The organism is Kriegella aquimaris (genome assembly GCF_900103215.1).
In the GTDB taxonomy this organism is placed as follows: Bacteria; Bacteroidota; Bacteroidia; order Flavobacteriales; family Flavobacteriaceae; genus Kriegella; species Kriegella aquimaris.
Window position 1 is genome coordinate 23,872 of sequence record NZ_FNGV01000020.1, and the last position, 25,250, is coordinate 49,121.

Consider the following 25,250-nt stretch of genomic DNA (forward strand, 5'->3'; position numbering starts at 1 on the left):
ATGAAGATTGCAGATGCGTATCACTTGAGCTATTGTTCCAATATTCATCCAGGTGAAAACTGGGAGGTTACCTTTTCCAATCTTGAGAAGTTTCTTCCGATTATTCAAAAGCAGGTAGCCGATGATAAACCTTTTGGGGTAGGGTTGCGTTTGTCGAATACGGCAAGTGAAGAATTGGGCTTGGGAGAGACGTTATCGAATTTTAAAAATTGGTTAGCGGAAAACAATCTATATGTCTTCACGATGAATGGCTTTCCGTACGGTAATTTTCATAATGAAAGGGTGAAAGATATGGTTCATGCTCCTGATTGGAGTACGAGAGACCGTGTTATCTATACCAAACGCTTGTTTCACCAGTTGGCGGTGCTATTGCCTGATGGTGTCACAGGAGGTATTTCAACTTCACCCATTAGCTATAAACATTGGCATGAGACCGATGCTAAAGTCGATGAGGTATTAAAAAGAGGTGCTGAGCATCTTGTGGAGATAGCACAGCATCTTTTTGAGTTGGAACAATCTACAGGGAAGTTCATGCATTTGGATATCGAGCCCGAGCCAGACGGACTTTTTGAGAATAGTGACGAAGTAGTCAATTTTTTTGCAGATTATTTAGTGCCGATTGCAAAGGAGGTTTTACCAAATAAAATAGGAACTGACGCCGATAGGGTTGAAGATTTAATTAAGAAATACATAACGGTTTGCTATGATATTTGCCACTTTTCGTTGGCATATGAAAATCCTATAGACACTTTTAAAAAATTCGCCGCTGCCGGTATTACTGTTGGTAAGATTCAGGTGAGTGCAGCGCTGAAAATATTAAATAATAGTGAGGAAACCGCTGCTATCTGGGAATCGCTTTCACAGTTTAATGAACCGGTTTATCTACACCAAGTTACCGAAAAAGTGGGCAATGAGGTAGTCACGTATAATGATTTGCCCATTGTTTTAAAGGAAAAGAAAGAATTCACCGAACTTCGAGCCCATTTTCATGTGCCTATATTTCTTGAGAAATTTGATAAACTTGATTCTACCCAAGATCAGATTTTGGCAGTTATCGATTACCTGAAATCGAATAAGGTCAGTGAACATTTAGAAATTGAAACTTATACTTGGGATGTGCTTCCTGAGGCATTAAAAACTGATTTATCCGATTGTATTGTTCGAGAAATCAATTGGCTAAAGCAAAAATTATAATTAAATGCGGAAAACGGTCGTGATCAATGTAGTGGGTTTGACCAAACGTTTGATAGGCACGCATACGCCCTTTATAAAATCTTTTTTAGAGGCAGGAAGAGCCACGACCATTCATCCAGTTTTGCCAGCAGTAACATGTTCGGCCCAATCAACTTACCTTACAGGTAAATGGCCAGCTGAACACGGGGTAGTGGGTAATGGCTGGTATTTTAAAGAGGAGTGTGAAATTAAATTTTGGCGACAATCTAATAAACTGGTTGCAGCTGAGAAAATTTGGGATAAACTAAAAAGAGAAGACTCTAATTTCACCTGTGCCAACCATTTTTGGTGGTACAACATGTATTCGAACGTCGATTATTCATTGACTCCAAGGCCCAATTATTTGGCCGATGGTAGAAAAATTCCCGATTTTTATTCCCATCCCTCGGAACTTAGGGATACCCTTAAAGATGAGTTGGGAAACTTTCCGTTATTCCAGTTCTGGGGACCAAAAACCTCAATTAAATCGAGTAAATGGATTGCCGATGCGGCCATTAAAACGGATCAGCTGCATGACCCGACGCTTACCTTTATTTATTTGCCTCATCTCGATTATAATTTACAGCGTTATGGACTCAATTTCGACGTTATTTCCAAAGACTTGAAAGAAGTTGATACCGAGGTTCAAAAGTTGGTCGAATACTACAATCCTGAAAAAACGAATATTGTACTACTCTCCGAATATGGTATCACCGATGTAAACCATCCGGTCCACCTTAATCGAGAGTTGCGTAAATGGGGGTATTTGAACATCCGCAAAGAGCGTGGACTTGAACTTTTGGATGCCGGGGCCAGTCAGGCATTTGCTGTGGCCGACCATCAAATAGCACATGTTTATCTTAACGATATTGCGTTAAAAGCCGATATAAAAGAATTATTAAAGAAGGTGGAGGGTGTAGAAAAAGTACTTTCTGATGAAGAACTTGTTGCCGCGAATTTAAATCATGATCACTGTGGCGATATTGTGGTCATCGCAGATAAGAACTCTTGGTTTACCTACTATTTTTGGTTAGATGATGCGGTGGCACCCGATTATGCACGAATGGTCGATATTCACAAAAAGCCGGGTTATGATCCCGTTGAGATGTTAACCGACCCCAAAGATAAGTTCGTAATGCTTAAAGTAATCTGGAAATTATTTAAAAAGAAACTGGGTTTTCGAACGGTTTTGGATATTATTCCTATCAATGCTACCTTAGTAAAAGGATCGCATGGTAGGGTGCCGGAAGGCAAAGACGATTTTCCTATACTTATCAGCAATCAAAAAGATTTTATGCCTACAGAAACCGTATCGGCAATCGAGGTCTTTGATGTATTGGTGAAACATGTGAGGGGTTAAGTTTTAAACAACTTTAATTATGAATTCTTTCTTTAAAATAATAGCATTTATTTTTTCGGTACTTTTTATTTGGGCTGCGGTATTGCAATATAATGACCCTGATCCCATTTTATGGTATACAATTTATGGAGTTGCGGCGATTGCCTCGCTGCTGTTCGCTTTTAAAAAATTGTCATTGTGGATGGCCTTGATTTTGTTTTTAGCTTTTTCAGTCGGCGCCTACGTCGATTGGCCAGCTCAGTTCGAGGGGTATGCTATTGGGGAAGGTGATATTAAAAATATTGAGATGGGGCGTGAAGCTTCCGGTTTGATACTATGCGCCTTAGTAATGTTGCTTTACGTGTGGCGTATTCGCAAAGGTTGGAAATCTTAGAGGTCTAAATCGAATTCTTTTCGAAGAAGATCGATAGCCGGATTCTTTTCCCGAAGTTTTTCATATTTTTCTTCAGGAGTAAAGGCGAATTTCTTGGCAGTGGTCTCGTTAACCGTAATTTTCAGTCTTATATGGTAATTATTTAGCTTTAGCTTCAAATACTCCATTAACTCATACTGCTCGCGCTCGATTTCGGTTTTCATGGTGCTATTTGGCATCTCTAGCCATAGCGTGTTTTCATTTCGTAATTTCGGAGTGTCGGCACTCAAATTTGAAGCCAATATTTTTTGGCCTTTAGCATCAATAGTTTCTACAAAATCTTTCCAATGTTGCAACATTTCCTCCTCTGTAAAAAGACTCTTGGGCAATTGGTCGGGGTCGAATTTTACTTCTTTCTTATTAAGCTGGTGTTCTTTTTTCGCTTTTAGACTTGATAAAGAAAGTCCTGATACTTTCTTCGCAGGTACATTGATGTTTATCTTTTTGGTCTCGGGTTTTGCTTCAGGCACAGCTACTTGAATGGAAGGGGAACTTGGTACTGTATTTAATGGTTCTTCTTCTGAAATGAGTTTTGGTGCCTCTTGTTTCTCGAGTAGGGGTTCGGTTTTCTCTTCAGGAGAAGTAGTAGGGATTACTTCCTGTTCCGTAATTTTTTCCTCTTGCGGAGTTGCTATCGGTAATGTCTCGGATACCTCCTCTTTAAAATAGGAAGCTGGTACCAAATCAACTGTATTATTGGCTAATGCTAGAGATTCAGGGTTTTTTTTTTGGCCATCAAAATCGATGGAAGCCAATTTCATGAGCGTCAGCTCGACCAGTAACCGTTGGTTCTTGCTTGTGCGATACTTTAAATCACAATCATTGGCAATATCGATGGCTTGTAGCAAAAAGCGACTTGAAGATTTTTTAGACTGCTCGAGATATTGCTGTTTTGCCGTTTCACCGACTTCTAGCAATTCTATAGTTTGTTGATGTTGGCTAACCATGAGATCTCTAAAGTGGGAAGCAAGGCCCGAGATAAAATGATGGCCATCGAAACCGAGTGCCAAAGTCTTGTTGAACAATATCAATAATCGTGGAATATCGTGCTTCAGTATAAGATCGGTAGCTTCAAAATAGGTGTCGTAATCGAGTACGTTTAAATTTTCAGTAACTGCTTTTCGGGTCAAATTCTTCCCGCTAAAACTCACGACACGATCAAATATGGACAGCGCGTCACGCATCGCACCATCAGCCTTTTGTGCAATGATTTGCAGTGCATCGTCTTCAGCTACTATGCCTTGATTTTCAGCAATGTACTTAAGATAATCCGTTGCATCTTTTACGGTAATCCTCTTAAAATCGAAAATTTGGCATCTAGAGAGTATCGTAGGAATGATTTTATGCTTCTCGGTAGTCGCCAAAATAAAAATAGCATGCTTAGGCGGTTCTTCCAAAGTTTTCAAAAAAGCATTGAAGGCCGATTGTGATAACATGTGGACCTCATCGATGATATAGACCTTATATTTTCCGACTTGTGGAGGAATACGCACTTGGTCGGTAAGGTTTCTGATATCGTCGACCGAATTATTCGAAGCAGCATCAAGCTCAAAAATATTGAAGGCAAAATCTTCATCTTCCTTTTGCGTACCATCTTGATTGATGTTTTTTGCCAAAATACGCGCGCAAGTGGTCTTGCCGACACCTCGTGGTCCACAGAACAAAAGCGCCTGTGCCAAATGATTGCTTTCAATGGCATGGAGCAGAGTATTGGTAATTGCCTGTTGCCCGACAACATCTTTAAATGTCTGGGGACGATATTTGCGTGCAGATACTACAAAAGGTTCCACTTTGAGTGACTTTAATCGAGTGTTTTAGTTGTACCCGATAGGTTAATATACAAATATAAAAATCACATGGCATTTAGGTATTGGTTTTGTCTAGTTTCAATATTTACTTATCAACAATTCGTCTACCTTTGTACCAAGCAGGCTACCCTATCGATTTGCCCTGAATTTTATTCAAGGCAAATAGGAAAGTCCGGACACCATAGTGCGGCATAGCGGGTAACACCCGTCGTTCGTCTTTTGACGAAAAGGACAAGTGCAACAGAAAGCAAGTACAGTTCGGCTGTAGTGAAACCAGGTAAACTCTATGCGGTGAAACGTCATGTAAATCGGTGCTTGAGGGCTGCACGCTCGAGCCGAAGGGTAGGCGGTTTGAGCCTTTGGGCAACCAAAGGTCTAGATAAATGATAGGGATTCACTTTTTAGTGAAAACAGAATCCGGCTTATGGCCTGCTTATTTTTAAAATGGTTACCCGATCAATAGTTAAAAAAACTAAAAACGCTTCCCCCATATTTTCTTGCGTTTGAAAAATGGGCAAGGCGACTTAGGTCGGTATGTTTCGAATGTTCAATAATCAACATGCCATCTTCTAAAAGCAATTCTCGTGTAAATACAAGGTCCGGAATTTTTTCGAAATCCTCCAAAGGCATATCGTAAAAGGGGTCTGCAAAAAATATATCGGCTTTAATCGCCGTTTTCTCAAGAAATTTGAACACATCGCTCTTAATGGCATCAATTCCAAAATCAAAAGATTTGGAAGTTTGATCGATGAACTTTATACAACCAAGGTCTGTATCTACTACGGTGACTTGCTCAGACCCTCTTGAGGCAAACTCGTAAGCAATATTTCCGGTCCCCGAGAAGAGATCTACAACTGCGAGATCACTGAAGTTGTAATGATTGTTCAGAATATTAAAAAGTGCCTCTTTCGACATATCGGTCGTAGGTCGTACCGGCAATTTTTTTGGTGCCGTAATCTTTCTTCCTTTATATTTTCCTGAGATAATGCGCATTATAAGGCGTTTAAAACGGTGAAATCTATAGATGCACTACCTAAATCGGTTACGGGGTATTGCGACGAACTCGAAGGTATAAATATAGATATCAATTTAACATATTCGTAGCAGAGATGATAAATGTCATCGTCGTCGTCGATAGCGCCGAAAAGTTTCAATTGTACTTGTTCGGTATCTAGTTTTAACTGTTCCATTGTAAACAGTAAATAGTAGATGAAATCTTCTTTAGTGCCGAATTCAAAACTGTTGTAAAGCAATAGTTTTTTTTCGGAAATAACGGTGATATCCATTTGATGCTCGGCCACATGTACGTAGCATACTGGTTCTTTGGCATGGGTATGACCATTTAATAAAGATTCTACCATCACGGTACCACTGTGCTTGAATTCAAACTCCCCGAACATGTCATAAATGTAATTGTTTATGTTCACAAAAGGAACATAAACATTTACCATGTCATAACTATCTATTTCATCGTAAGCCAGATGATCGTTAGCTAGAATTTTAGCATTAAACTTTAAATAATTGGGCAGTTCATTGGCATCGAACAGTGATTTTGGAACTAAACTGAACAGTGTATTTCGATGAATGACGATGATTTCGGAAAACCTGTCTTGAGAAACATCGTTCTTTTTAAAAACACCTTGCAACTCTTTCTGCACCTCATAAGGTGTACATTGCTTTTTGAAAAAGATGCTTTCTGATGCTAATATTGTATTGCTAATAGTGTCTAAAACACAAAAAGAAAGTCCATTCAAGCTAACTTGAATGGACAGTTTATGAAAATTTTGGGTAGTTTCCCCGTTATTGTTGTTCACCTTTTTTATCATAGATAGGTGGCCAGTTACCACTTGTGCTAACATCTTCCAAAGATCCTACTCTTATAACGCTTCCGTTTACCTCGTCAACGCCTATCTCGGCATTTTCCTTGGCTAAAAGATCTTTTGGTTGATCACCGAGTATTACATTCTTTTCAACTTTTGCTTCAAAAACCGGCGCTTTATAGCCGCTTCTTTCGATAATGGCTGATTTCATTTCAAATTTTTCTCCACCCGTAGCAGTAGGTACGTTCATCATAGTTTTATAACGATCGTCGTTCTTGAAAAGTGAATCTTTTACCGAAACAAAGCCTAATGTATCGATAAGTACCGTATCCTTAGGCATATCGATTTGAAAATTTTTGTCGAAGCGAACAAAAGAAGAATCCCTTTGCTGCGTGATGATATACTTTCCTGTATCAACGAAACTGATTAGGTCATTAAAGTCCTTGGCGTACTTTCCGTTAACTGTTTTATAAGCTTCTTGAGAATTTCTAATGTCTTTTAAACTTGAAACTACTTTGGCAAAGCGTTGCTCCTTAACCCTGTTGAACTCTATTGGCCCAGTTACCGACTTGTAAATTAGGTAGCCCAACCCGATGCAAACAATCCAAAGTAAAATTTGTGCAATGGTCTTCATTTCTTACGTGTTAATTAGATTTAGTGGTCATCACAAATCTACAATTTTTTTATAAACCTCCTAATTTTTATAAAAGGATTTTGTTATGTTTCAAATTGGGTAGTTGGTTCGTTTTTATTCTTAAGTCCTATTAAAATACACATGATCAGTGTTTTCCGTCAAATAGTTTGTACGAGGCGCTTCACCTATCTATTTTTGTTTTTCAATGGGAGGCTTGGCCTATTTCATGTTTCTGCTTAAATGATGTCTATATTTACAATTCTATGAATAAGATAAACGCGGCTTCTTTTTATGCTATTCTCAAGGATAAATTTCCTCATGAGCCAACTTTAAAACAATCGGTGGCACTTGAAAAAATGGCAATTTATGTTTTGTCTGACGAAAAGGACCATGTTTTTTTACTAAAGGGATTTGCCGGTACGGGCAAAACTACCCTTGTAGGTACGCTCGTCAACAGTCTTTGGAATACAAGAATGAAAACGGTTTTATTGGCGCCTACCGGACGTGCGGCAAAAGTCATGTCGAATTACGCAAAAACCCAGGCGTTTACTATTCATAGAAAAATATATTTTCCGAAAAAACAAGGTGGTGGTGGAGTTCAATTTGTGCTCGCTCCAAACAAACATAGAAACACGATATTTATTGTCGATGAAGCATCGATGATTCCCGATGCCCCTACCGATTCAAAATTATTTGGTAATGGGTCTTTATTAGATGATTTGATGATGTTCGTTTATTCAGGGTTCAATTGTAAATTGATATTGATAGGCGATACCGCTCAATTACCGCCTGTGCATTTGGACCTCAGTCCGGCCTTGGATGCCGACAAATTGTCCTTGAACTATAATAAGGAGGTAATTCGGTTAGAGTTGGATGAGGTGATGCGGCAAGCCGAAGATTCTGGGATATTGGCGAATGCTACCTTTTTGAGAGAGCAGCTTCAGGATGAATTTTTTGATTCGTTTCAATTTGACGTTACACCATATAAAGATATTGTTCGCCTTGTCGATGGCTATGAGATACAGGAAGCCATTGATGCTTCGTACGCCCAGAACGGAAATGAAGGTACCGCACTGATAGTACGCTCGAACAAACGCGCCAACCTATATAATAAGAATATCCGTTCCCGAATTTTATTTTTAGAAAATGAGATTGCCCCAGGAGACTATATGATGGTGGTGAAGAATAATTACTTTTGGTTGAAGCCCAATTCAGAAGCCGGCTTCATTGCCAATGGAGACATTATTGAGGTTCTAGAAATTTTTACGATTATAGACCTTTATGGTTTCAGATTTGCCGAGGTAAAGGTGCAAATGGTGGACTACCCCAATCAAAAACCTTTCGAAACGGTACTTTTATTAGATACTATTGATGCCGTAACTCCATCACTTTCTTATGAAGATGGAAACCGACTTTATCAATCGGTTATGGAAGATTATGCTGACGAGAAGTCAAAGTATAAAAAATTTCTTGGTGTAAAATCAAATAAGTATTTTAATGCGTTACAAGTGAAATTTTCGTACGCTATAACCTGTCATAAGTCACAAGGCGGGCAATGGGATACCGTTTTTGTCGAACAACCGTATTTGCCCGATGGGGTCGATAAAGATTACTTGAGATGGTTGTATACTGCAATTACGAGAGCGAAACGGCAGTTATACCTTATAGGTTTTACCGATGATTTTTTTGTTGAATCGGAATAGATTAAATTCGTAGTGCCTAAAAGCTGATGTTACGTTCCCTAAATAATAAAGATGACCTCTGAAACGATTATAAGTATTTTTCTTGGTATTGGGCTAGCAGCTTCGGTAGGCTTCAGAGTATTTTTACCATTGTTTGCCCTTAGTTTGGCCTCGTATTTTGATGTATGGGAGTTAAATCAGAGTTGGCAATGGATCGGAAGTCTTGCTGCGGTAATCGCTCTGGGAGTAGCTACCATATTTGAAATCTTTGCTTATTTTATTCCCTTTGTTGATAATATGTTAGACAGTTTGGCGATTCCTTTGGCAGCAATTGCAGGAACGGCCGTTATGGTATCTACGGTGGCTAATTTAGATCCTGTGGTCACATGGTCTTTGGCGATTATAGCAGGTGGTGGTACGGCAACGGCCATAAAAGGGGCAGGGGCGACCGGACGTCTGGCCTCAACGGCTACAACGGGCGGTTTAGCAAACCCGATTGTTTCTACTGCTGAAACAGGAACGGCCCTAGTGATTACGGCGGCCTCTATTTTTGCGCCTATTCTTGCCGCCGTCTTAGTTATCATAATTCTTGTTATTATATTCAGAATATATCGGAAATTGCGCCCCCGAATAGATACCTAAGGTTTCAAAAATATAAATTCGGGATTAAATTTTTAATCAAAAATGACCAAATTTAGTGGATCATAACCCGAAACATTTTTTATCTAAAACAAGTAAAAGAAAATAAGTGAAAACGATAGCAATGATACCCGCTCGGTACGCGGCGTCTAGATTTCCTGCAAAGTTGATGCAAGATTTGTCGGGTAAACCTGTGATATTACGAACCTACGAGGCGGCAGTAAACGCCAATTTGTTCGACGATGTTTATGTGGTCACCGATAGTAAGGTGATTTTTGATACGATTACCAGTGCCGGTGGACAGGCGATTATGAGTATAAAGGAACATGACTGTGGCAGCGATAGAATAGCGGAAGCGGTGGCTGACATGGAAGTGGATGTTATCGTAAATGTTCAGGGAGATGAACCTTTTACAGAAAGAAAGAGTTTGGAAAGGCTTTTAGAGGTCTTCGAAAACGATAGTACGAAAGAGATTGATTTAGCTTCTTTAATGGTTCGAATTACTGATGAGGATGAAATAAGTAACCCCAATACGGTAAAAGTAATCGTTGATAATGGAAACTTTGCATTGTACTTCTCGCGTTCTCCGATTCCATATCACAGGGCTAAAGAGGTAACACCTATTTACTATAAGCACAAGGGTGTTTATGCTTTTCGAAAAAGTGCACTTATGGATTTTCATCGTCTGCCGATGCTTCCTTTAGAGGCTATAGAAAAAATCGAGGCCATTCGGTATTTGGAATATGGAAAGAAAATAAAAATGATCGAGACCACGGTTAGTGGTATAGAAATCGATACACCTGAAGACTTGGTAAGGGCGAAAAAAGCATGGAAATAGATTATAGCAATATTAAGGTTATCGCTTTCGATGCCGATGATACTTTATGGGTAAACGAGACCTATTTTAGGAAAGCGGAAGAACAATTCGCCGATTTACTCGAGAAGTATGAGACTAAGAACAAAATAGATCAAGAACTGTTTAGAATGGAGATGAAAAACTTGGACCTTTATGGCTATGGCATAAAAGGATTCGTGCTTTCCATGATAGAATCGGCCTTGCAATTATCGAACAACCGGGTTTCGCAGGCCACGATTTCCGATATTTTGGATATCGGCAGAAAAATGATTCTACATCCAGTGGAACTTTTGGAAGGCGTAAAAGAGGTTTTGAGGAAATTGAACGGTGACTATCGCCTTATCGTTTTGACCAAAGGTGATTTATTGGATCAAGAGAGAAAGCTAGAAAATTCGGGCCTATCGAAATATTTTCACCATGTCGAAGTTCTAAGCGACAAAAAAGAAGAAAACTATATAAATTTGTTGGATCATTTAGAAATTGATGTAAAAGAGTTCTTGATGATAGGCAATTCTTTAAAATCAGATGTGCTGCCTATTGTTAATATTGGTGCAAAGGCTGTGCACGTACCTTTTCACACTACTTGGAAACATGAAGAGGTGTTGGTTGAAGATGAGCACGGTGATTACCTTACGATTAATAAATTGACAGATATTCTGAAGTACTTTTAAGGCGGATTATGGAGATGAAAAAAGAATTGCGTGCAACAAAGCACATTTTGCCAAAGCACGAGAAATACAAGAACTTCCCCATGGTTCCACGTGTCATTTTTGGTAATGGCAGCTTTGATCAATTGGGTGAGATATTGTTACCGAAAAGAAGGCACTCCGATGCTCCATTCATTTTTTTGGTCGATGATGTCTTTGAGGGAAAAGAATTGGTAGGTAGAATTCCACTACTATTTAATGATCAAATTGTTTTCATCTCCTCGGAAGAAGAACCTAAAACAAACCAAGTCGATATATTGGTCGCTAAGATAAAAAATGATTTTGAAGAACTTCCTTCAGGTATTATTGGTATCGGTGGCGGTACTATTTTAGATTTGGCGAAGGCGGTATCCATATTATTGACCAATCGAGGAAGCTCTTCGGAGTATCAAGGATGGGATTTAGTTCATCAACCCTCTATTTATCACGTAGGTATTCCGACCATTAGTGGCACAGGGGCAGAAGTTTCAAGGACTACCGTGTTGCTGGGACCGACAAAAAAATTAGGAATTAATTCAGACTATACCACATTCGATCAAGTGGTACTAGATCCAGACCTTACTCAGGGCGTTTGCAAAGAGCAATGGTTTTATACCGGAATGGATTGCTTCATACACTGTGTAGAATCATTAGACGGTACTTTTTTGAATGCTTTTAGTCAGAGTTATGGCGAAAAGGCCTTCGAACTGTGTAAAGAGGTTTACTTAAATGGGTTGCCCGCCAGTGAAGCTCGTGAAAAATTAATGATGGCCTCTTGGCACGGAGGTATGAGTATTGCATATTCTCAAGTTGGGGTTGCACATGCCATGAGTTACGGGTTATCATACCTCTTAGGTATACGCCATGGTATTGGCAACTGCATGGTCTTCCAACATCTCAAAGAGTTTTACCCTGAAGGGGTAGAATTGTTTTACGAAATGCTTGAGAAACATCAAATAGAACTACCCAAAAATATTTGCGCGAATCTTACCGATGATGATTTTGATACTATGATCGAAGTGGCCCTGAAATTGGAACCGCTTTGGGAAAATGCTTTAGGAAAGAATTGGCGCACTATTGCCACTCCCGAAAAGCTGAGGTCGATATACCAAAAAATTTAATTTTTACTTCTGGAAGTATGGATTGGAACTTCTGGAATAATCTTTATTTACTTTTATGAAGTGTCACGTCAGATTTCTATTTGTATTGTTTTTTGCAACTGTAATCAGTAGCTGTACAGATGAAAAACCTAAAATTTTGATTATTGGTGATTCTATATCCTTAGGATACACCCCATTTGTCAAGGCCAATTTTGCAGATAAGGCGATAATTGAACATAACCCAGGAAACGCCCAACATACGGGAACGGGCTTACAGAAAATAAAGGAATGGATCGGCGACGGTGAATGGGATATTGTTCAATTTAATTGGGGTCTCTGGGATTTGTGCTATCGTCATCCCGATTCTAAAGTACAGGGTAACCGTGATAAAGTCAATGGAAAGGTTACTTTCAGCGTTGAGGATTATAGTGCAAATCTTGATTCGATTGTTGCCATGTTAAAAGAGAGAACCGATGCCAAACTTATTTTTGTCACGATATCATACGTTCCTGAGAAAGAAGCCGGAAGGTTTAGTGATGATGCGTTGAAGTACAATGAAGCGGCAAAAAAAATCATGGAAAAGCACGGGGTAGAAGTCAATGACGTTTTCGAAAAATCGGCTATGATACATAGCAAATTTGGTTCAGGACAGGACAATGTACATTATACCGAGGAAGGGTATAAGGCACTTGGTGAAACGATTTCTAATTTCCTTTTTAAAAAAATAGAGTAATCGATTGATTGTATACTTCTGTTGAAAAATGTAATCTTACTATTTAATTCCCTTTTCATGTTATGCAAATACTTGCCAAATTCATCTTCTACAAATTGTTGGGCTGGAAAATGGTCGGTAGTTTTCCTGGTCATCTTGATAAATTTGTAATCATTGTCGTGCCTCATACCAGTTGGGTAGATTTCTTTCTAGGTCTCCTAATCCGTAGTATATGGAAAGAAGAGATTAATTTTATTGGAAAAAAAAGTCTTTTTAAACCACCTTTTGGGTGGGTATTTAAAAGATTGGGAGGTGCACCTATAGACCGTACCAAAAATAACGATACCGTAGCAGCAACGGCCAAGATTTTTAATGAGCGCAAAAGATTCAGATTGACCATAGCCCCTGAAGGAACGCGTAAAAAAGTTACCCGTTGGAAAACAGGGTTTTACTACATCGCTAAAACTGCAAAAGTTCCCATCGTTATGATTGCCTTTGATTTCGGTAAGAAACAAATAAAGATTTCCGAACCTCATACTCCAACAGATGATATGGAGGCTGATTTTAAAGTATACAGGGCTTTTTTTAAGGGTGTACAGGGGAAAGTGCGCCGGAATGATGTCTAATTATAGTTCTAATAAAAAAGGCACAAGTACGATATGTCAAATTAGAAGTTATACCCTTTTTTACTTTTAAATGTTAGTTTGATATAGACGCTTTCGAGCGTAAATCACAATCAAGTCTATACAGTCTTAGTAAAGTTTGGATAACTAGATTATGCGGAGAATTTTATCGTAAAAGTAGTTCCTTTATTGACCTCGCTTTCTACACCGATACTGCCGCCTAGGCTGGTAACATGATTGTTTACTAAATATAGTCCAACCCCTTTGCTATCTTCATTGTCATGAAATGTTTGATTCAGGTTAAAAATTAGATGTCCTACTTTTTTCATGTCAAAGCCAAGGCCGTTGTCAGAATACTCAAATACCTTTTCCCCATTTTCTTCACTAGTGATTATCGTAACCACGGGTGATACATCGGGTCTGGCATATTTAATAGAATTGGTAATTAGATTAAGAAAAATACTTTCCATATAGGCAGCGTTGAACGCTATGTTTTCTAAACCTGAAAAATCGACTTTAAATTGAGTCTTCGCTTTTTTCACCAATGTGCTTATGGACCTTTGCACCTTTTCAAATACATTTTCAAAATGAACATCTTCAAGTGCTTCCTTTATAATGTCATCTTGTTTCATCACATCTACATTTGAGTTTAGTGAAGTCTTCAGTTCTTCTACCGAAAGCCTTAAAAAGTCAATTATTTCAGCAGTGTCTTCATCATTTATGTTGTCCATATCAATTAAATCGAATAGGGTAAGCATATTGTTTACCGGCGATCTTAAATCATGTGAGGTGGTATAATTGAGTTGTTTTAGTTCTTGATTTAGCTTAGAGAGATGGCCTAAATGCGAGATACGCTCAGTCTCCAGTTTTTTCTTGTGTGTAATATCTTTTGCTATGGCATAGACTAATTGCTCGTCTTCTACAGGAATAGAAGTCCAATGCAACCATACGTATTCTCCAGATTTACAGACATAGCGATTCTCAAAATTGACCAATGGCCTATTATTCTTCAGGCTTTGTCTGTACAAGGCTGTACGCTCCCGATCTTCCTCGTAGATAAAATCGCATATTAATCTAGAATGCAACTCCTCTTCAGAATAACCAAGCAACTTGATAAAAGCTGGATTAATTTTTTTAAAGTACCCATCATAACCTGCTATACAAAGGCAATCCATTGATAAATCGAAAAAAGGTTCTAGTTGAAGCTTCATTGGTTTATGGTAGTTTTGCGGTTTTACGATTTCCTTTTTAATCAGTCAGCCTGATTATAGTTGGCTGTTCCCAACAATAGGTAACGTTTAAAAAGGTCAAATTATTCTTGATTTAGGTGTTAAATCCTCATCAAAATTGGAATTCGAAACGAATTCTATAAAATTAAGGAACGATGACTGCATAGCGAAGTGCCAGGTTAAGCCTTATTCAGTATGTAATCTGGTCGTTTTACGGATAACCCTTGGTTACTGCGGATCAATTTTACAAGAACAATAACGAGTTTAGCCCAAGGCTATGGGAATACAAAAGACGGTAATAAATAGAGTGAAGAATATGTGGAATATGCATAAGTGACAGCTTTTTTAATTGCTGTCACGCTCTAATAAAAATACCTTACGAAATGTCTTTGAAGCCCTAAATCCATTTAGGGCTATTTTCACTATGAAGCTAATTAGTTACTCTTGCATGGTATGATATACGTTCTGTACATCATCGTCTTCTTCGATTTTTTCCAATAATTTTTCTACATCGGCAACCTCTTCTTCATTCAATTCCTTGGTCACTTGTGGAATACGCTCAAAACCGGAAGATAATATTTCAATACTGCGATTTTCTAATTCTTTCTGAATGGCCCCAAAACTTTCAAAAGGCGCGTAAATTAAAAGCCCGTCTTCATCTTCAAAAACTTCTTCTGCACCAAAATCGATCATTTCGAGTTCAAGTTCCTCAGGGTCGATGCCCTCCGCTGGAATACGAAAGTTACAGGTATGGTCGAACATGAATTCAACGGAACCCGAAGTACCCAAACTACCGTCGCATTTATTAAAATAACTGCGAATATTGGCTACGGTACGTGTATTGTTATCAGTTGCCGTTTCAATGAGAATAGCAATGCCATGGGGCGCATAACCCTCAAAAAGGACTTCTTTGTAATCGCCCTGACTTTTATCGGAAGCTCTTTTGATTGCCCGTTCAATATTGTCTTTGGGCATGTTGACAGACTTGGCGTTCTGTATTACCGCTCTCAGTCTCGAATTGGAATCTGGATCTGGTCCGCCTTCCTTTACCGCCATAACAATATCTTTGCCAATACGTGTAAAGGCCTTAGACATTGCCGCCCATCGTTTCATTTTACGTGCTTTTCGAAATTCAAAAGCTCTTCCCATAATCTATTGTTGCATTAAATTGATGTGGACAAATTTAATAAAATTTAAGGACCAAAAGTAGCAGTGCTCGGGTAAGTGACAAGTTACTGCTGGTTTTGGTGTAACGTATTGTCTAACAGTGTTTTTTGTTTAAGGAAAAAGCGAAACCCACCTTAAAAGTAAAGTGGGTCACGAGTCCTATTTATTTTTTAAAGCGTATTACCGACCGCAAATTTTACGCACTTTCAATAATCTTCTCAATGGCATGGGCCAAAATAAAGTCTTTTTCAGTTACTCCCCCTGCGTCATGGGTGCTTAACCGAATGTTCAATGTGTTGTATATATTGTTCCAATCAGGATGATGACGCTGAACCTCACATTCAAAAGCGATGTGCGTCATGGTCGCGAAAGCTTCCCTAAAATCTTTGAATTCAAACGTGGTCTCAATTGCGCCATTCACATATTCCCAGCCCTCAATTTTGTCTAAGCGCTCTTCTATTGTTCTTTCTGATAATTTTTCCATTGTTTTATACCTATTTTTTGGTTTTTAGTTATCTATATTCAGGATTTTCAAATGCCCATCGGGAACCGGTGTCCCAAGCTTCTCTCGAATTCCCATAGCTGGGATAGCCACCTTTGTCTTTTAGAATTTTCGCCAAATGTAGCAGATTATACGTCATAAATGTAGTATTTCTATTAGTGAAATCGTTTTCTGCCGCATTTGATTCCTTATCTAAATAACTTGGGCCGGGCCCTATTTCACCGATCCAGCCACAATCGCCTTGGGGAGGAATAGAATATCCTAAGTGTTGTAAGGCGTACAAAATGCCCATAGCACAATGTTTGACTCCGTCTTCATTGCCGGTTATTATGGTTCCTCCTACCTTTCCATAGAACAAATATTGCCCCTTGTCGTTCTGTTTTCCAGACATGGCGTAAAGCCTTTCGATAACTTTTGTGCATATTGAAGAACGTTCACCCAGCCAAATGGGAGTTCCCAAAATCAAAATGTCAGCGGCAAAAATCGTTTTGAATAGTTGAGGCCATTCATCCTTGTCGGCTCCTTCTTTGGTCATATCCGGTTGAACTCCGTAGGCAATGTCGTGGTCAACGGCCCGAATAGTTTTTACCGATACTCCTTCTTTTTCCATTATTCTCCGTGAAACATCTATCAAGCCTTGTGTATGGCTTTGCTGAGGTGTTTTTTTCAACGTACAGTTGATATAGACCGCTTTGAGTCCACTGAAACCTCCCTTATCATCTTTCATCGCTTATGTAATTTTAATTGAATTTAAAGTTACTAAAATTACGATCTGTTACTATCGCCGAAATGATATGTATCCATAATATATTGGTATGGACACTGAACTAACCTGAAATGTGGTGGTCTATAATGTCTTGACTGCTGAATTGTAGGTTTTTTGGAAGAATGTTATCTTTTGGGAGTACCGCAAGATACCGTTCGTCATTGGTAGTATATATGCGCTTATAGATGGGGTTAAAATGTCCGATCCGATCTACAACTTCGCTGATGAAGTCTTCATGATGCACCAAATCATTACTGCCTAAATGAAACACGCCAGTCTTATTTCTATTGATTAAATAATGAATTTGTTGCGTGAGTTTATCGTCGTTGGTCACGTTCATAACCAGATTTGGGAAAACTTCGAGGGGTTCGTTGGCCCAAATGGCCTGTTTGATTTGCTTTATTCGAGGAGAACCATTACCAAATACCATTGGTACGCGAAGAATGGCCATTTTCTTTTTCGGCAGACGTAACAACATGTTCTCAATCTTTATTTTTAATCTACCGTAAACACTCTCTGACAAGGTTTTGTCATTTTCATAGGAAGGATATTTGCTATAGGCATCAAAAACATTGGCCGAAGAAATAAAGTAAAGTTTACAGTCGTCTTTCTTTTTCAAGTACTCGACAATATGTTGGTGTGCCTGTATCTGAGCAGCAAAATTACCGCGTATTGCCGATATGATATATTGGGGATTTATTTTTTCCAACAACTGAACGACATCATCCTCTTGCATGTCGTATTTGAAAAATTTTTGATTACTCTCGAAAGCCCTACGAGCCGAATTGTAGGTCGCATAGGTATCGTAATAGTTGTAGAGTTCTTTATAGAGTGCATTCCCCAAAAACCCGCTTCCTCCTAATATGAGTATTTTTTTTGACAGCAATGCTTAAAATATTGATTGACCTGTAGCCGTGGTGAGTTTCTCCAAAGCTTCCATGCCCAATTTTGAGTTTCCCTTGGCGTTGAGTCCAGGGGACCAAGTGGCTACACAGTATTTTCCGGGTAAAACGGCAACAATACCGCCACCAACACCACTTTTGCCGGGTAGGCCCACTTCAAAGGCGAACTCTCCTGCTTCATCATAAAAACCACAGGTAAGCATAATTGAATTGATACGTTTTACTTGTCTTAGTGTAAGCTGTTTTTGTTCGCGTTGGCAGAGACCTCGGTTCATAAACATAAAGAATACCTTGGTCAATTGTTCGCAAGTCATTTGAAGCGAGCATTGGTGAAAGTAAAAATCCAATACAGTTTCAACATCGTTTTTCAAATTGCCATATGATTTTAGCAGGTTCGCGGCGGCATAGTTTCTAAAGCCTGTCGCTTTCTCAGACTGTGCAACGGTGCTATCAAATTCGATGGTTTGATCATTGGCAAGATCCCTGACGAATTGTAGAAAATCAACTTTTGGATTCGTAAGTCTAGAAACCAATATATCGGCGACTACGATGGCTCCTGCATTAATAAGTGGATTTCTTGGAATCCCATTTTCCATTTCTAAAAGTGATAAATGGTTGAATGGGTCACCTGAAGGTTCCACATCTACACGCTTCCATAAATCTTCACCGACCAGAGAAATAGCTTTGGCTAGGGTCAGCACTTTGGAAATACTTTGAATAGAAAATTTCTCTAGGGAATTACCAGCTCCAAAATTATTTTTTTCGGCATCGACCAAATGGATGCCGAATTTAAAGCGATCGACTTTGGCAAGTTCTGGAATATAGGTTGCAACCTTGCCACGATCTTCTGTCAATTGACAGCCAGAGGCAATATCGTCCAGAATTTGTTGATAGTCGATTGTCATACGCTATAGAAAGGTAGCTTTACAACGGTTGCAGGGACCGATTTCTTGCGTATCTGTATATTTATTTTAGTGCCTAATGACGAAAGATCTGTGGGAACGTACCCAAGTCCGATACCTTTTCCTAGGGAAGGGGACATGGTACCCGATGTTACAACACCAATTATTTTGCCCTGAGCGTCTACAATGTCATAATCGTGCCGTGGAATACCTCTTTCGTCTAAAGTAAAAGCAATTAATTTCCGTTCCGAACCCTGCTCTTTTTCTTCCTTCAAAGCTTCACTGTTGACAAAATCTTTGGTAAACTTGGTAATCCACCCTAAACCTGCTTCTAATGGTGATGTTTCATCATTGATATCGTTTCCATAAAGGCAGTAACCCATTTCCAATCGTAGCGTATCACGTGCCGCGAGACCAATTGGCTTTATGTCATAAGCTGCACCAGCTTCAAAAACTTTGTCCCAAATCTGCTTTACTTCTTCATTCTTGCAATAGATTTCAAAACCACCAGATCCGGTATATCCGGTTGCGGAAATGATAACATGCGGTATTCCTGCAAAATCACCAACGACAAAATTGTAGAACTTTATAGCCGATAGATCAACAGAAGTTAGTGCCTGCATAGCCTCCACGGCCTTAGGTCCTTGAATGGCCAAAAGTGAATAGCCTTCTGAGATATTTCGCATATCGGCATTAAAATCGGCATTATATTTCGAGATGTGTTTCCAGTCTTTCTCGATATTTGCAGCATTTACCACCAATAAATACTGATCTTCTTTTAAACGGTAGACGATGAGGTCATCAACAATACCGCCTGTCTCATTAGGCAAACAGCTGTATTGGGCTTTTCCAATAGTTAATTTGGAGGCATCGTTCGAGGTTACTTTTTGTATCAAATCTAAAGCTGTGGAACCGCTGATTAAAAATTCGCCCATATGGGATACATCAAAAACGCCTACACCCTTGCGTACGGTTTCATGTTCGGCATTTACCCCCTCGTAAGAAACGGGCATGTTATAGCCGGCAAAAGGTACTATTTTGGCACCAAGGGCTTCGTGGGTCGGGGTAAGGGCGGTATTTTTCATATGTAAAAGAGTGTTTTTTTTGGTTTTGCTTTCTCTTCAAGTTCGCTGTTGATAGCCGATAATTTTTGACAGGCACGTCGATGCCTAATTTTAAACTTATAGGCCCGGCAAATCTATTGAATATATAAAGGATACGAAAATAGCGGTTCGTAATGTTTTGCAAAAAGTAGAGCCTTTTTAAAAGGAGATGAAAATACAGTGGAAATCTCTCTCATTTCCTTCCCAAGCTTACATATAACTTACTATTTACATAGGTATTATAGGATATATTTCTTTCAATCTAGCTTCGTAATCGAAAGTGAAATAGTTGTTGACCGAAAAATATAATAGACTAGATCTAACCAATGTTAGCTTCTCAAAAGAAAGGTTTTAAGTTCGGCGTATTTTTTTATCCGGATAAACTTTTTCTCTTTATCCATTACCTTTTGAATTTGTACCGGAATTTCAAGCGATTTTCCGATAGTTTCTTCTACAACATCCAAGAATTTAACGGGATGCGCTGTCTCCAAAAAGATACCAAAAGTATCGGGATGTGCAGATTGATATTTCTTCAGTCCTAAATATCCTACTGCACCATGGGGATCTGCAATGTACTGGCTTTGTCTATATATGTCCAACATAGCTTTTTTGGTCTCTTTATCAGTAAAAGCGAATGAAGAAAGGTTTTCGTTCAAGGCCTCAAAATCGTCTTGGTACAGATGCCGAATGCGTATGAAATTACTAGGGTCGCCCACGTCCATAGCATTGGAGATAGTGGCCGTTGAAGGTTTGGGATTATAGCTTTGCGTACGCATAAATTCAGGTACGGTGTCATTTACATTGGTAGCAGCTATAAACTGCTTGACAGGCATACCCAGCCGTTGGGCTACCATTCCTGCGCAGATATTTCCAAAATTCCCGCTGGGAACTGCAAAAACAATTTCTTTCTCCTTTGATTTTACCTGTTTATAAGCTAAAAGAAAATAGAATAATTGCGGAAGCCATCGTGCAACATTGATAGAATTAGCAGAAGTCAGTTGCATTTGTTCGAGTAATTCATCGTCTAAGAAAGCCGTTTTCACCATTTCTTGGCAGTCGTCGAAAGTGCCATCTACACTTAAAGCCGTAATGTTTTGACCGAGGGTGGTCAATTGCCTTTCTTGAATATCACTAACTTTTCCGTTAGGGTAGAGAATTACCACTTTCACACCAGGAACGCCGAGAAAGCCATTTGCTACGGCTCCGCCAGTATCACCTGATGTTGCAACGAGTACCGTTACCTCTTGGTTCTGGTTTTCTGAAAAATATCCCAAACAGCGCGCCATAAAACGGGCACCAACATCTTTAAAAGCCATAGTAGGACCATGGAACAACTCTAATGTGACTACGTTATCTTCAATTTCAACAATTGGAAAATCAAAATCGAGTACTTCCTCCAAAATGTTTTTTAAAATGGCATCGGGCAGGTCATCATTGACAAACTGATGAATTGCCTGAAATGCTATTTCAGTAGTAGACAACTTCTCAATATTCTCGAAAAAGGAAGCTGGTAACGCTGAAATGCTTTCTGGGAAATATAGCCCTCTATCGGGTGCTATTCCTTTAATGACGGCATCCTTAAACGATACGTTAGCGGCTTTCTTATTTAGACTGTAAAAGTTCATGGTTATGCTAAGTTTTTTGATGTTGGGCGCTTATGCCCATCTACTTATTTATCAATTATGAAGCAACTTTATTCCTGTACTATTGATTTTAGAAACATGAACATCGTTGTCGACAGCAATTTCTTCATATCTCTCTTTCATTACTTGGGCTACTTTACGGGCAGTGCTTTCTCCTTTGCTAAAGGCAAAAATCGAAGGTCCCGAACCTGATATGCCACAACCAAGAGCGCCTGCATTCAGGGATTCGGCTTTCACAGTGTCGAATTCAGGAATCAACATAGAACGTATGGGCTCAACGATATGGTCTTCCAGAGACCGGCCTATTAAAGCATAATCGTTCATAAATAGTCCTGCGATGAGTCCGCCAACGTTACCCCATTGTTTTATACCATCTTCAAGAGAGATTTTGGTTTTCAAAATTTTTCTTGAATCGGATGTCTTTACTTCTATCTGCGGATGAATCACCGTAGCCCATAACTCATTGGGACTATTTATCGGAATAATATCCAAGGGGTCATAACTACGAACTAAGGTAAAGCCACCGAATAGGGCAGGGGCTACATTATCGGCGTGGGCAACGCCACTGGCCAAACGTTCGCCTTCCATTGCAAATTTTACCAATTCCAGTTGTGAAAAAGGTTTGCCCAATAATTCGTTCATGCCCCAAACAGCACCTGCCGAACTTGCGGCACTGCTTCCAATACCACTACCTGCTTTGATTTTTTTATAGATTTCAATTTCAAATCCACCTTGGTAGTCGCTAGCAGCCAATAGGGCCAAGCCAGCTACCCCGGCCACATTTTTATCAGTCTCCATGGGTAGGTCTTGACCGACCAGTTTGGTGATGCGCACACCTTGTTCCGAAACTTTGCGAATGACCATTTCATCGCCAACGGAGTCGAGCGCTACACCTAGTACATCGAATCCACAAGAAATATTGGCTATGGTCGCTGGGCTAAAAAGTCTAATTTCGTTGGTATGCATAGGTTTGTTATTACTATTTTAAAGGCATTTTAAAAATTTCCGATTCTGATAATATCCGCAAATATTCCCGATGCGGTTACGTCAGCTCCTGCACCTGCCCCTTTTATAATCATGGGCTGATTGGGGTAGCGCTCCGTATAGAAGAGCACAATATTATCACTGCCTTCCAAATTGTAAAAGTCATGTCCTTTGGGAATGTGTTGCAATCCTACACTTGCTTTACCGTCTTCAAACTGGGCGACATATTTTAATTTGCTATCCGTATCGGCAGCGGCCTTATACATTTCCTGAAAAGAGGCCTCGTACTTTTTAAGTGAAGAAAAGAAATCTTCGTTCGTTGTTGTGGCTAAACTTTCTTCAGGTAAAAATGGCGTGTTTCCAATATCTTCGATATCCAATCGATTTCCACTTTCCCTGGCTAAAATTAAAATTTTGCGCATCACGTCGATACCGCTCAGGTCAATTTTTGGATCGGGCTCGGTATATCCTTCCTCTTGAGCTTGTTTTACCACGTCGTGAAAAGTGGTTTTATCATTAAAATTATTGAACACAAAGTTCAAACTTCCCGATAGTACGGCTTGAATTTTTAAAACCTTATCACCAGAGGCTATTAAATGTTTTAAGGTATCTATAATCGGCAGCCCCGCACCTACATTCGTTTCGAAAAGAAAAGGGGCATTGTATTCACGTGCCAAATTCTTTAAGTCGATATAATTTGTGTAGTTCGATGAACAGGCAATTTTATTGCAGGTAACTACCGAAATACTATTCTTTAAATAGGAGGCATAAGTCGATGCAACGTCATCACTAGCTGTGTTATCGACAAAAATGCTATTGCGATAATTCAGTTGGTTAATTTTATTGAAGAACAATGCTTTGTCGGCTTTTTCACCGTCTTTTAAAACGTCTTCCCAATTTTTCAGGGAAATACCATCTTCATCGAAAACCATATTGCGGGAATTTGATATTCCGATGACCCTAATATTCAATTTTAGGTTTTCTTTTAAGTATTTCCGTTGTTGTTGTATTTGGTTTAAAAATTTGGATCCCACATTACCAACTCCCATTACAAAGAGGTTGAGCTGCTTTACATTTTCCTCAAAAAACTCTTCGTGCAGGGCATTCAGTGCTTTTTTGACATCCTCTTTTTTAATTACCGCTGATATATTGCGTTCCGATGCACCTTGCGCAATGGCCCGAATGTTTACGTTGTTCCTTCCAAGGGTACTGAACATTTTGCCGCTCAGACCTTGGTGACTTTTCATATTGTCGCCTACTAGAGCAATAATGGCCAGATTGCGTTCCGCTATTACGGGCCAGATTTTTTCACGCTCGATTTCGTATTCGAAGGCTTGGTTAACAATTTCAACAGCTTTTTCGATATCGCTATCCGAAATACCTACACAAATAGAATGTTCAGAAGAAGCCTGTGTAATAAGAACCACACTGATGTCATGTAGCGAAAGTACTTCGAAAAATCGTTTTGAAATACCAGGAATACCTACCATTCCGGGGCCTTCTAGAGATAATAATGCGATGTTTTCGACATGGGTAATGCCGCGCACGGTCTTTCCTTTTTCTGTTCTATTTTTGGTAATGAGTGTTCCTGCACTCTCGGGGTCAAAAGTATTTTTAATATGGATGGAAATTCCTTTGGTCAATACGGGTTGTATTGTTGGCGGGTATAAAACCTTGGCTCCAAAATGGGATAGCTCCATCGCCTCTTCATAGGATATGTGGGGTATTGCGTGTGCCTGTTTTACGATTTTAGGATTTGCCGTATACATACCGCTGACATCAGTCCAGATTTCGAGAACTTCAGCATCGAGGGCTGCAGCAATAAGGGCTGCCGTAAAATCAGAACCGCCACGACCTAAAGTTGTCGAATTGCCGTTGATTGACGAAGCAATAAACCCAGGAACTACAATAACCTTGCTTTTGGTTTCGCCCAGTATTTCTTTACAAAGCTTGTTGGTGGCGTTGGTATCGACGACTGCTTTACCGTTGAGGTCGTTGGTCTTTATAAAATCCCTGCTATCCCGATAGACCGCATCGAGCTGTTGTTCCGCAAAAAATTCTGCAATACTATAGGAAGACAGCAACTCTCCGTAACTGACAATCTTGTCTGAGAGGCGCGGTGTAATCTCACCTATTAAATAGGCTCCTTCCAATAAAGTTTCAAGCGTATTGAGGTCACTTTTTATTTTGCTAAGTGCCTTGCTCTGTTTGTTGATAGGGATTAATTTTTTTATCGTGTCGATATGTCTATCCTCAATTTCTTTCAAAACCGTTTTGTACCTCAAATCTTGTGAGGCGGCGAAATCGGCCGTTTGGAGCAGTAAATCGGTAATCCCTCCAAAAGCAGAGACGACCACAATAGTCTGGTCCGCATCAACGTCTGAAACGATATTTTTGACCAATGTAATATTTTGTGCGTTGGCGACCGAAGTTCCACCGAATTTCAAAACTTTCATGATGTACTAAAAATTAATTTGAACTGATTCAATTTTTGCGGTGATACGCAAA

The 25,250-nt window shown here is 39.4% G+C and carries 24 protein-coding genes and 1 other RNA gene; 11 read left to right on the forward strand and 14 right to left on the reverse strand.

Annotated elements, in window-relative coordinates; genetic code table 11:
- From eboE to BLS33_RS23120, 3 genes are read left to right on the forward strand one after another with little or no spacing between them, the layout of a single operon-like run.
- Window positions 1-1,194 carry a metabolite traffic protein EboE gene (gene eboE, locus BLS33_RS23110; RefSeq protein WP_089895449.1) on the forward strand — a complete coding sequence of 398 codons (1,194 nt, stop codon included), beginning with the start codon at window positions 1-3 and terminating at the stop codon, window positions 1,192-1,194.
- Window positions 1,195-1,198: 4 nt separating this feature from the next.
- The gene (locus BLS33_RS23115; protein ID WP_089895451.1) at window positions 1,199-2,572 is read left to right on the forward strand and encodes an alkaline phosphatase family protein; all 1,374 of its coding nucleotides are present in this window, start codon (window positions 1,199-1,201) and stop codon (window positions 2,570-2,572) included.
- 19 nt (window positions 2,573-2,591) lie between these two features.
- On the forward strand, window positions 2,592-2,945 hold the full coding sequence (locus BLS33_RS23120; protein ID WP_089895453.1) for a transmembrane 220 family protein: 354 nt from the start codon (window positions 2,592-2,594) through the stop codon (window positions 2,943-2,945).
- On the opposite strand, the gene BLS33_RS23125 is transcribed toward BLS33_RS23120, so the two are convergent.
- Window positions 2,942-4,774 carry a DNA polymerase III subunit gamma/tau gene (locus BLS33_RS23125; RefSeq protein WP_089895455.1) on the reverse strand — a complete coding sequence of 611 codons (1,833 nt, stop codon included), beginning with the start codon at window positions 4,772-4,774 and terminating at the stop codon, window positions 2,942-2,944. The two genes, BLS33_RS23120 and BLS33_RS23125, sit on opposite strands and share 4 nt — an antisense overlap.
- A 134-nt stretch (window positions 4,775-4,908) precedes the next feature.
- Here BLS33_RS23125 and rnpB point away from each other — a divergent pair.
- Window positions 4,909-5,232: RNase P RNA component class A (rnpB, locus tag BLS33_RS23130), an RNA gene on the forward strand.
- A gap of 16 nt (window positions 5,233-5,248) precedes the next feature.
- On the opposite strand, the gene BLS33_RS23135 is transcribed toward rnpB, so the two are convergent.
- From BLS33_RS23135 to BLS33_RS23145, 3 genes are read right to left on the reverse strand one after another with little or no spacing between them, the layout of a single operon-like run.
- Window positions 5,249-5,785: an RsmD family RNA methyltransferase gene (locus BLS33_RS23135; RefSeq protein WP_089895456.1), complete on the reverse strand. Its 537-nt coding sequence runs from the start codon at window positions 5,783-5,785 to the stop codon at window positions 5,249-5,251.
- A complete protein-coding gene (locus BLS33_RS23140; RefSeq protein ID WP_089895458.1) occupies window positions 5,785-6,618 on the reverse strand; it encodes a DUF3822 family protein in 834 nt (277 codons plus the stop codon). Before BLS33_RS23140 ends, BLS33_RS23135 begins: the two co-directional genes overlap by 1 nt.
- Window positions 6,593-7,246 carry a hypothetical protein gene (locus tag BLS33_RS23145; RefSeq protein ID WP_089895461.1) on the reverse strand — a complete coding sequence of 218 codons (654 nt, stop codon included), beginning with the start codon at window positions 7,244-7,246 and terminating at the stop codon, window positions 6,593-6,595. The genes BLS33_RS23140 and BLS33_RS23145 overlap by 26 nt, the downstream gene beginning before the upstream one ends.
- Window positions 7,247-7,509: 263 nt before the next feature.
- On the opposite strand from BLS33_RS23145, the gene BLS33_RS23150 reads away from it, so the two are divergent.
- The 7 genes from BLS33_RS23150 to BLS33_RS23180 all read left to right on the forward strand — a co-directional run bounded on the left by BLS33_RS23150 (window position 7,510) and on the right by BLS33_RS23180 (window position 13,547).
- Window positions 7,510-8,949, forward strand: a complete 1,440-nt coding sequence (locus BLS33_RS23150; RefSeq protein WP_089895463.1) for an ATP-dependent DNA helicase — start codon at window positions 7,510-7,512, stop codon at window positions 8,947-8,949.
- Window positions 8,950-9,000: 51 nt separating this feature from the next.
- Window positions 9,001-9,570, forward strand: a complete 570-nt coding sequence (locus tag BLS33_RS23155; RefSeq protein ID WP_089895465.1) for a DUF4126 domain-containing protein — start codon at window positions 9,001-9,003, stop codon at window positions 9,568-9,570.
- Between the two features lie 121 nt (window positions 9,571-9,691).
- Window positions 9,692-10,405, forward strand: a complete 714-nt coding sequence (gene kdsB, locus BLS33_RS23160; RefSeq protein WP_176801491.1) for a 3-deoxy-manno-octulosonate cytidylyltransferase — start codon at window positions 9,692-9,694, stop codon at window positions 10,403-10,405.
- Entirely contained in the window at window positions 10,396-11,094 is a 699-nt protein-coding gene (locus BLS33_RS23165; protein WP_089895470.1) for an HAD family hydrolase, read from the forward strand. The genes kdsB and BLS33_RS23165 overlap by 10 nt, the downstream gene beginning before the upstream one ends.
- A gap of 8 nt (window positions 11,095-11,102) precedes the next feature.
- Window positions 11,103-12,230 (forward strand): iron-containing alcohol dehydrogenase family protein, encoded by a 1,128-nt coding sequence (locus BLS33_RS23170; protein ID WP_089895472.1) that lies wholly within the window; start codon window positions 11,103-11,105, stop codon window positions 12,228-12,230.
- Window positions 12,231-12,285: 55 nt separating this feature from the next.
- Window positions 12,286-12,942: an SGNH/GDSL hydrolase family protein gene (locus tag BLS33_RS23175; protein WP_089895475.1), complete on the forward strand. Its 657-nt coding sequence runs from the start codon at window positions 12,286-12,288 to the stop codon at window positions 12,940-12,942.
- Between the two features lie 62 nt (window positions 12,943-13,004).
- Entirely contained in the window at window positions 13,005-13,547 is a 543-nt protein-coding gene (locus tag BLS33_RS23180) for a 1-acyl-sn-glycerol-3-phosphate acyltransferase (protein WP_089895477.1), read from the forward strand.
- Window positions 13,548-13,696: 149 nt separating this feature from the next.
- Here the strand turns inward: BLS33_RS23180 and BLS33_RS23185 are convergent, their stop codons facing one another.
- The 10 genes from BLS33_RS23185 to thrA form a co-directional block, all read right to left on the reverse strand.
- Entirely contained in the window at window positions 13,697-14,755 is a 1,059-nt protein-coding gene (locus BLS33_RS23185; protein ID WP_089895479.1) for a PAS domain-containing sensor histidine kinase, read from the reverse strand.
- A 456-nt stretch (window positions 14,756-15,211) separates the two neighbouring features.
- Window positions 15,212-15,922 carry a YebC/PmpR family DNA-binding transcriptional regulator gene (locus tag BLS33_RS23190; protein ID WP_089895481.1) on the reverse strand — a complete coding sequence of 237 codons (711 nt, stop codon included), beginning with the start codon at window positions 15,920-15,922 and terminating at the stop codon, window positions 15,212-15,214.
- Window positions 15,923-16,136: 214 nt separating this feature from the next.
- Window positions 16,137-16,424, reverse strand: a complete 288-nt coding sequence (locus BLS33_RS23195; RefSeq protein ID WP_089895483.1) for a 4a-hydroxytetrahydrobiopterin dehydratase — start codon at window positions 16,422-16,424, stop codon at window positions 16,137-16,139.
- 28 nt (window positions 16,425-16,452) lie between these two features.
- Window positions 16,453-17,169: a flavodoxin family protein gene (locus BLS33_RS23200; RefSeq protein WP_089895485.1), complete on the reverse strand. Its 717-nt coding sequence runs from the start codon at window positions 17,167-17,169 to the stop codon at window positions 16,453-16,455.
- A 100-nt stretch (window positions 17,170-17,269) separates the two neighbouring features.
- Window positions 17,270-18,094, reverse strand: coding sequence for a sugar nucleotide-binding protein (locus BLS33_RS23205; RefSeq protein WP_089895487.1), 825 nt, complete (start codon window positions 18,092-18,094; stop codon window positions 17,270-17,272).
- A 3-nt stretch (window positions 18,095-18,097) separates the two neighbouring features.
- Entirely contained in the window at window positions 18,098-19,015 is a 918-nt protein-coding gene (locus BLS33_RS23210; protein WP_089895489.1) for a glutaminase, read from the reverse strand.
- The gene (gene gcvT, locus BLS33_RS23215; RefSeq protein WP_089895492.1) at window positions 19,012-20,097 is read right to left on the reverse strand and encodes a glycine cleavage system aminomethyltransferase GcvT; all 1,086 of its coding nucleotides are present in this window, start codon (window positions 20,095-20,097) and stop codon (window positions 19,012-19,014) included. The genes BLS33_RS23210 and gcvT overlap by 4 nt, the downstream gene beginning before the upstream one ends.
- A gap of 347 nt (window positions 20,098-20,444) precedes the next feature.
- Entirely contained in the window at window positions 20,445-21,740 is a 1,296-nt protein-coding gene (gene thrC, locus BLS33_RS23220; protein WP_089895494.1) for a threonine synthase, read from the reverse strand.
- A gap of 51 nt (window positions 21,741-21,791) precedes the next feature.
- Window positions 21,792-22,724 (reverse strand): homoserine kinase, encoded by a 933-nt coding sequence (locus BLS33_RS23225; protein ID WP_089895496.1) that lies wholly within the window; start codon window positions 22,722-22,724, stop codon window positions 21,792-21,794.
- 29 nt (window positions 22,725-22,753) lie between these two features.
- Window positions 22,754-25,198: a bifunctional aspartate kinase/homoserine dehydrogenase I gene (thrA, locus tag BLS33_RS23230; protein ID WP_089895498.1), complete on the reverse strand. Its 2,445-nt coding sequence runs from the start codon at window positions 25,196-25,198 to the stop codon at window positions 22,754-22,756.
- Between the last annotated feature and the right edge of the window lie 52 nt (window positions 25,199-25,250).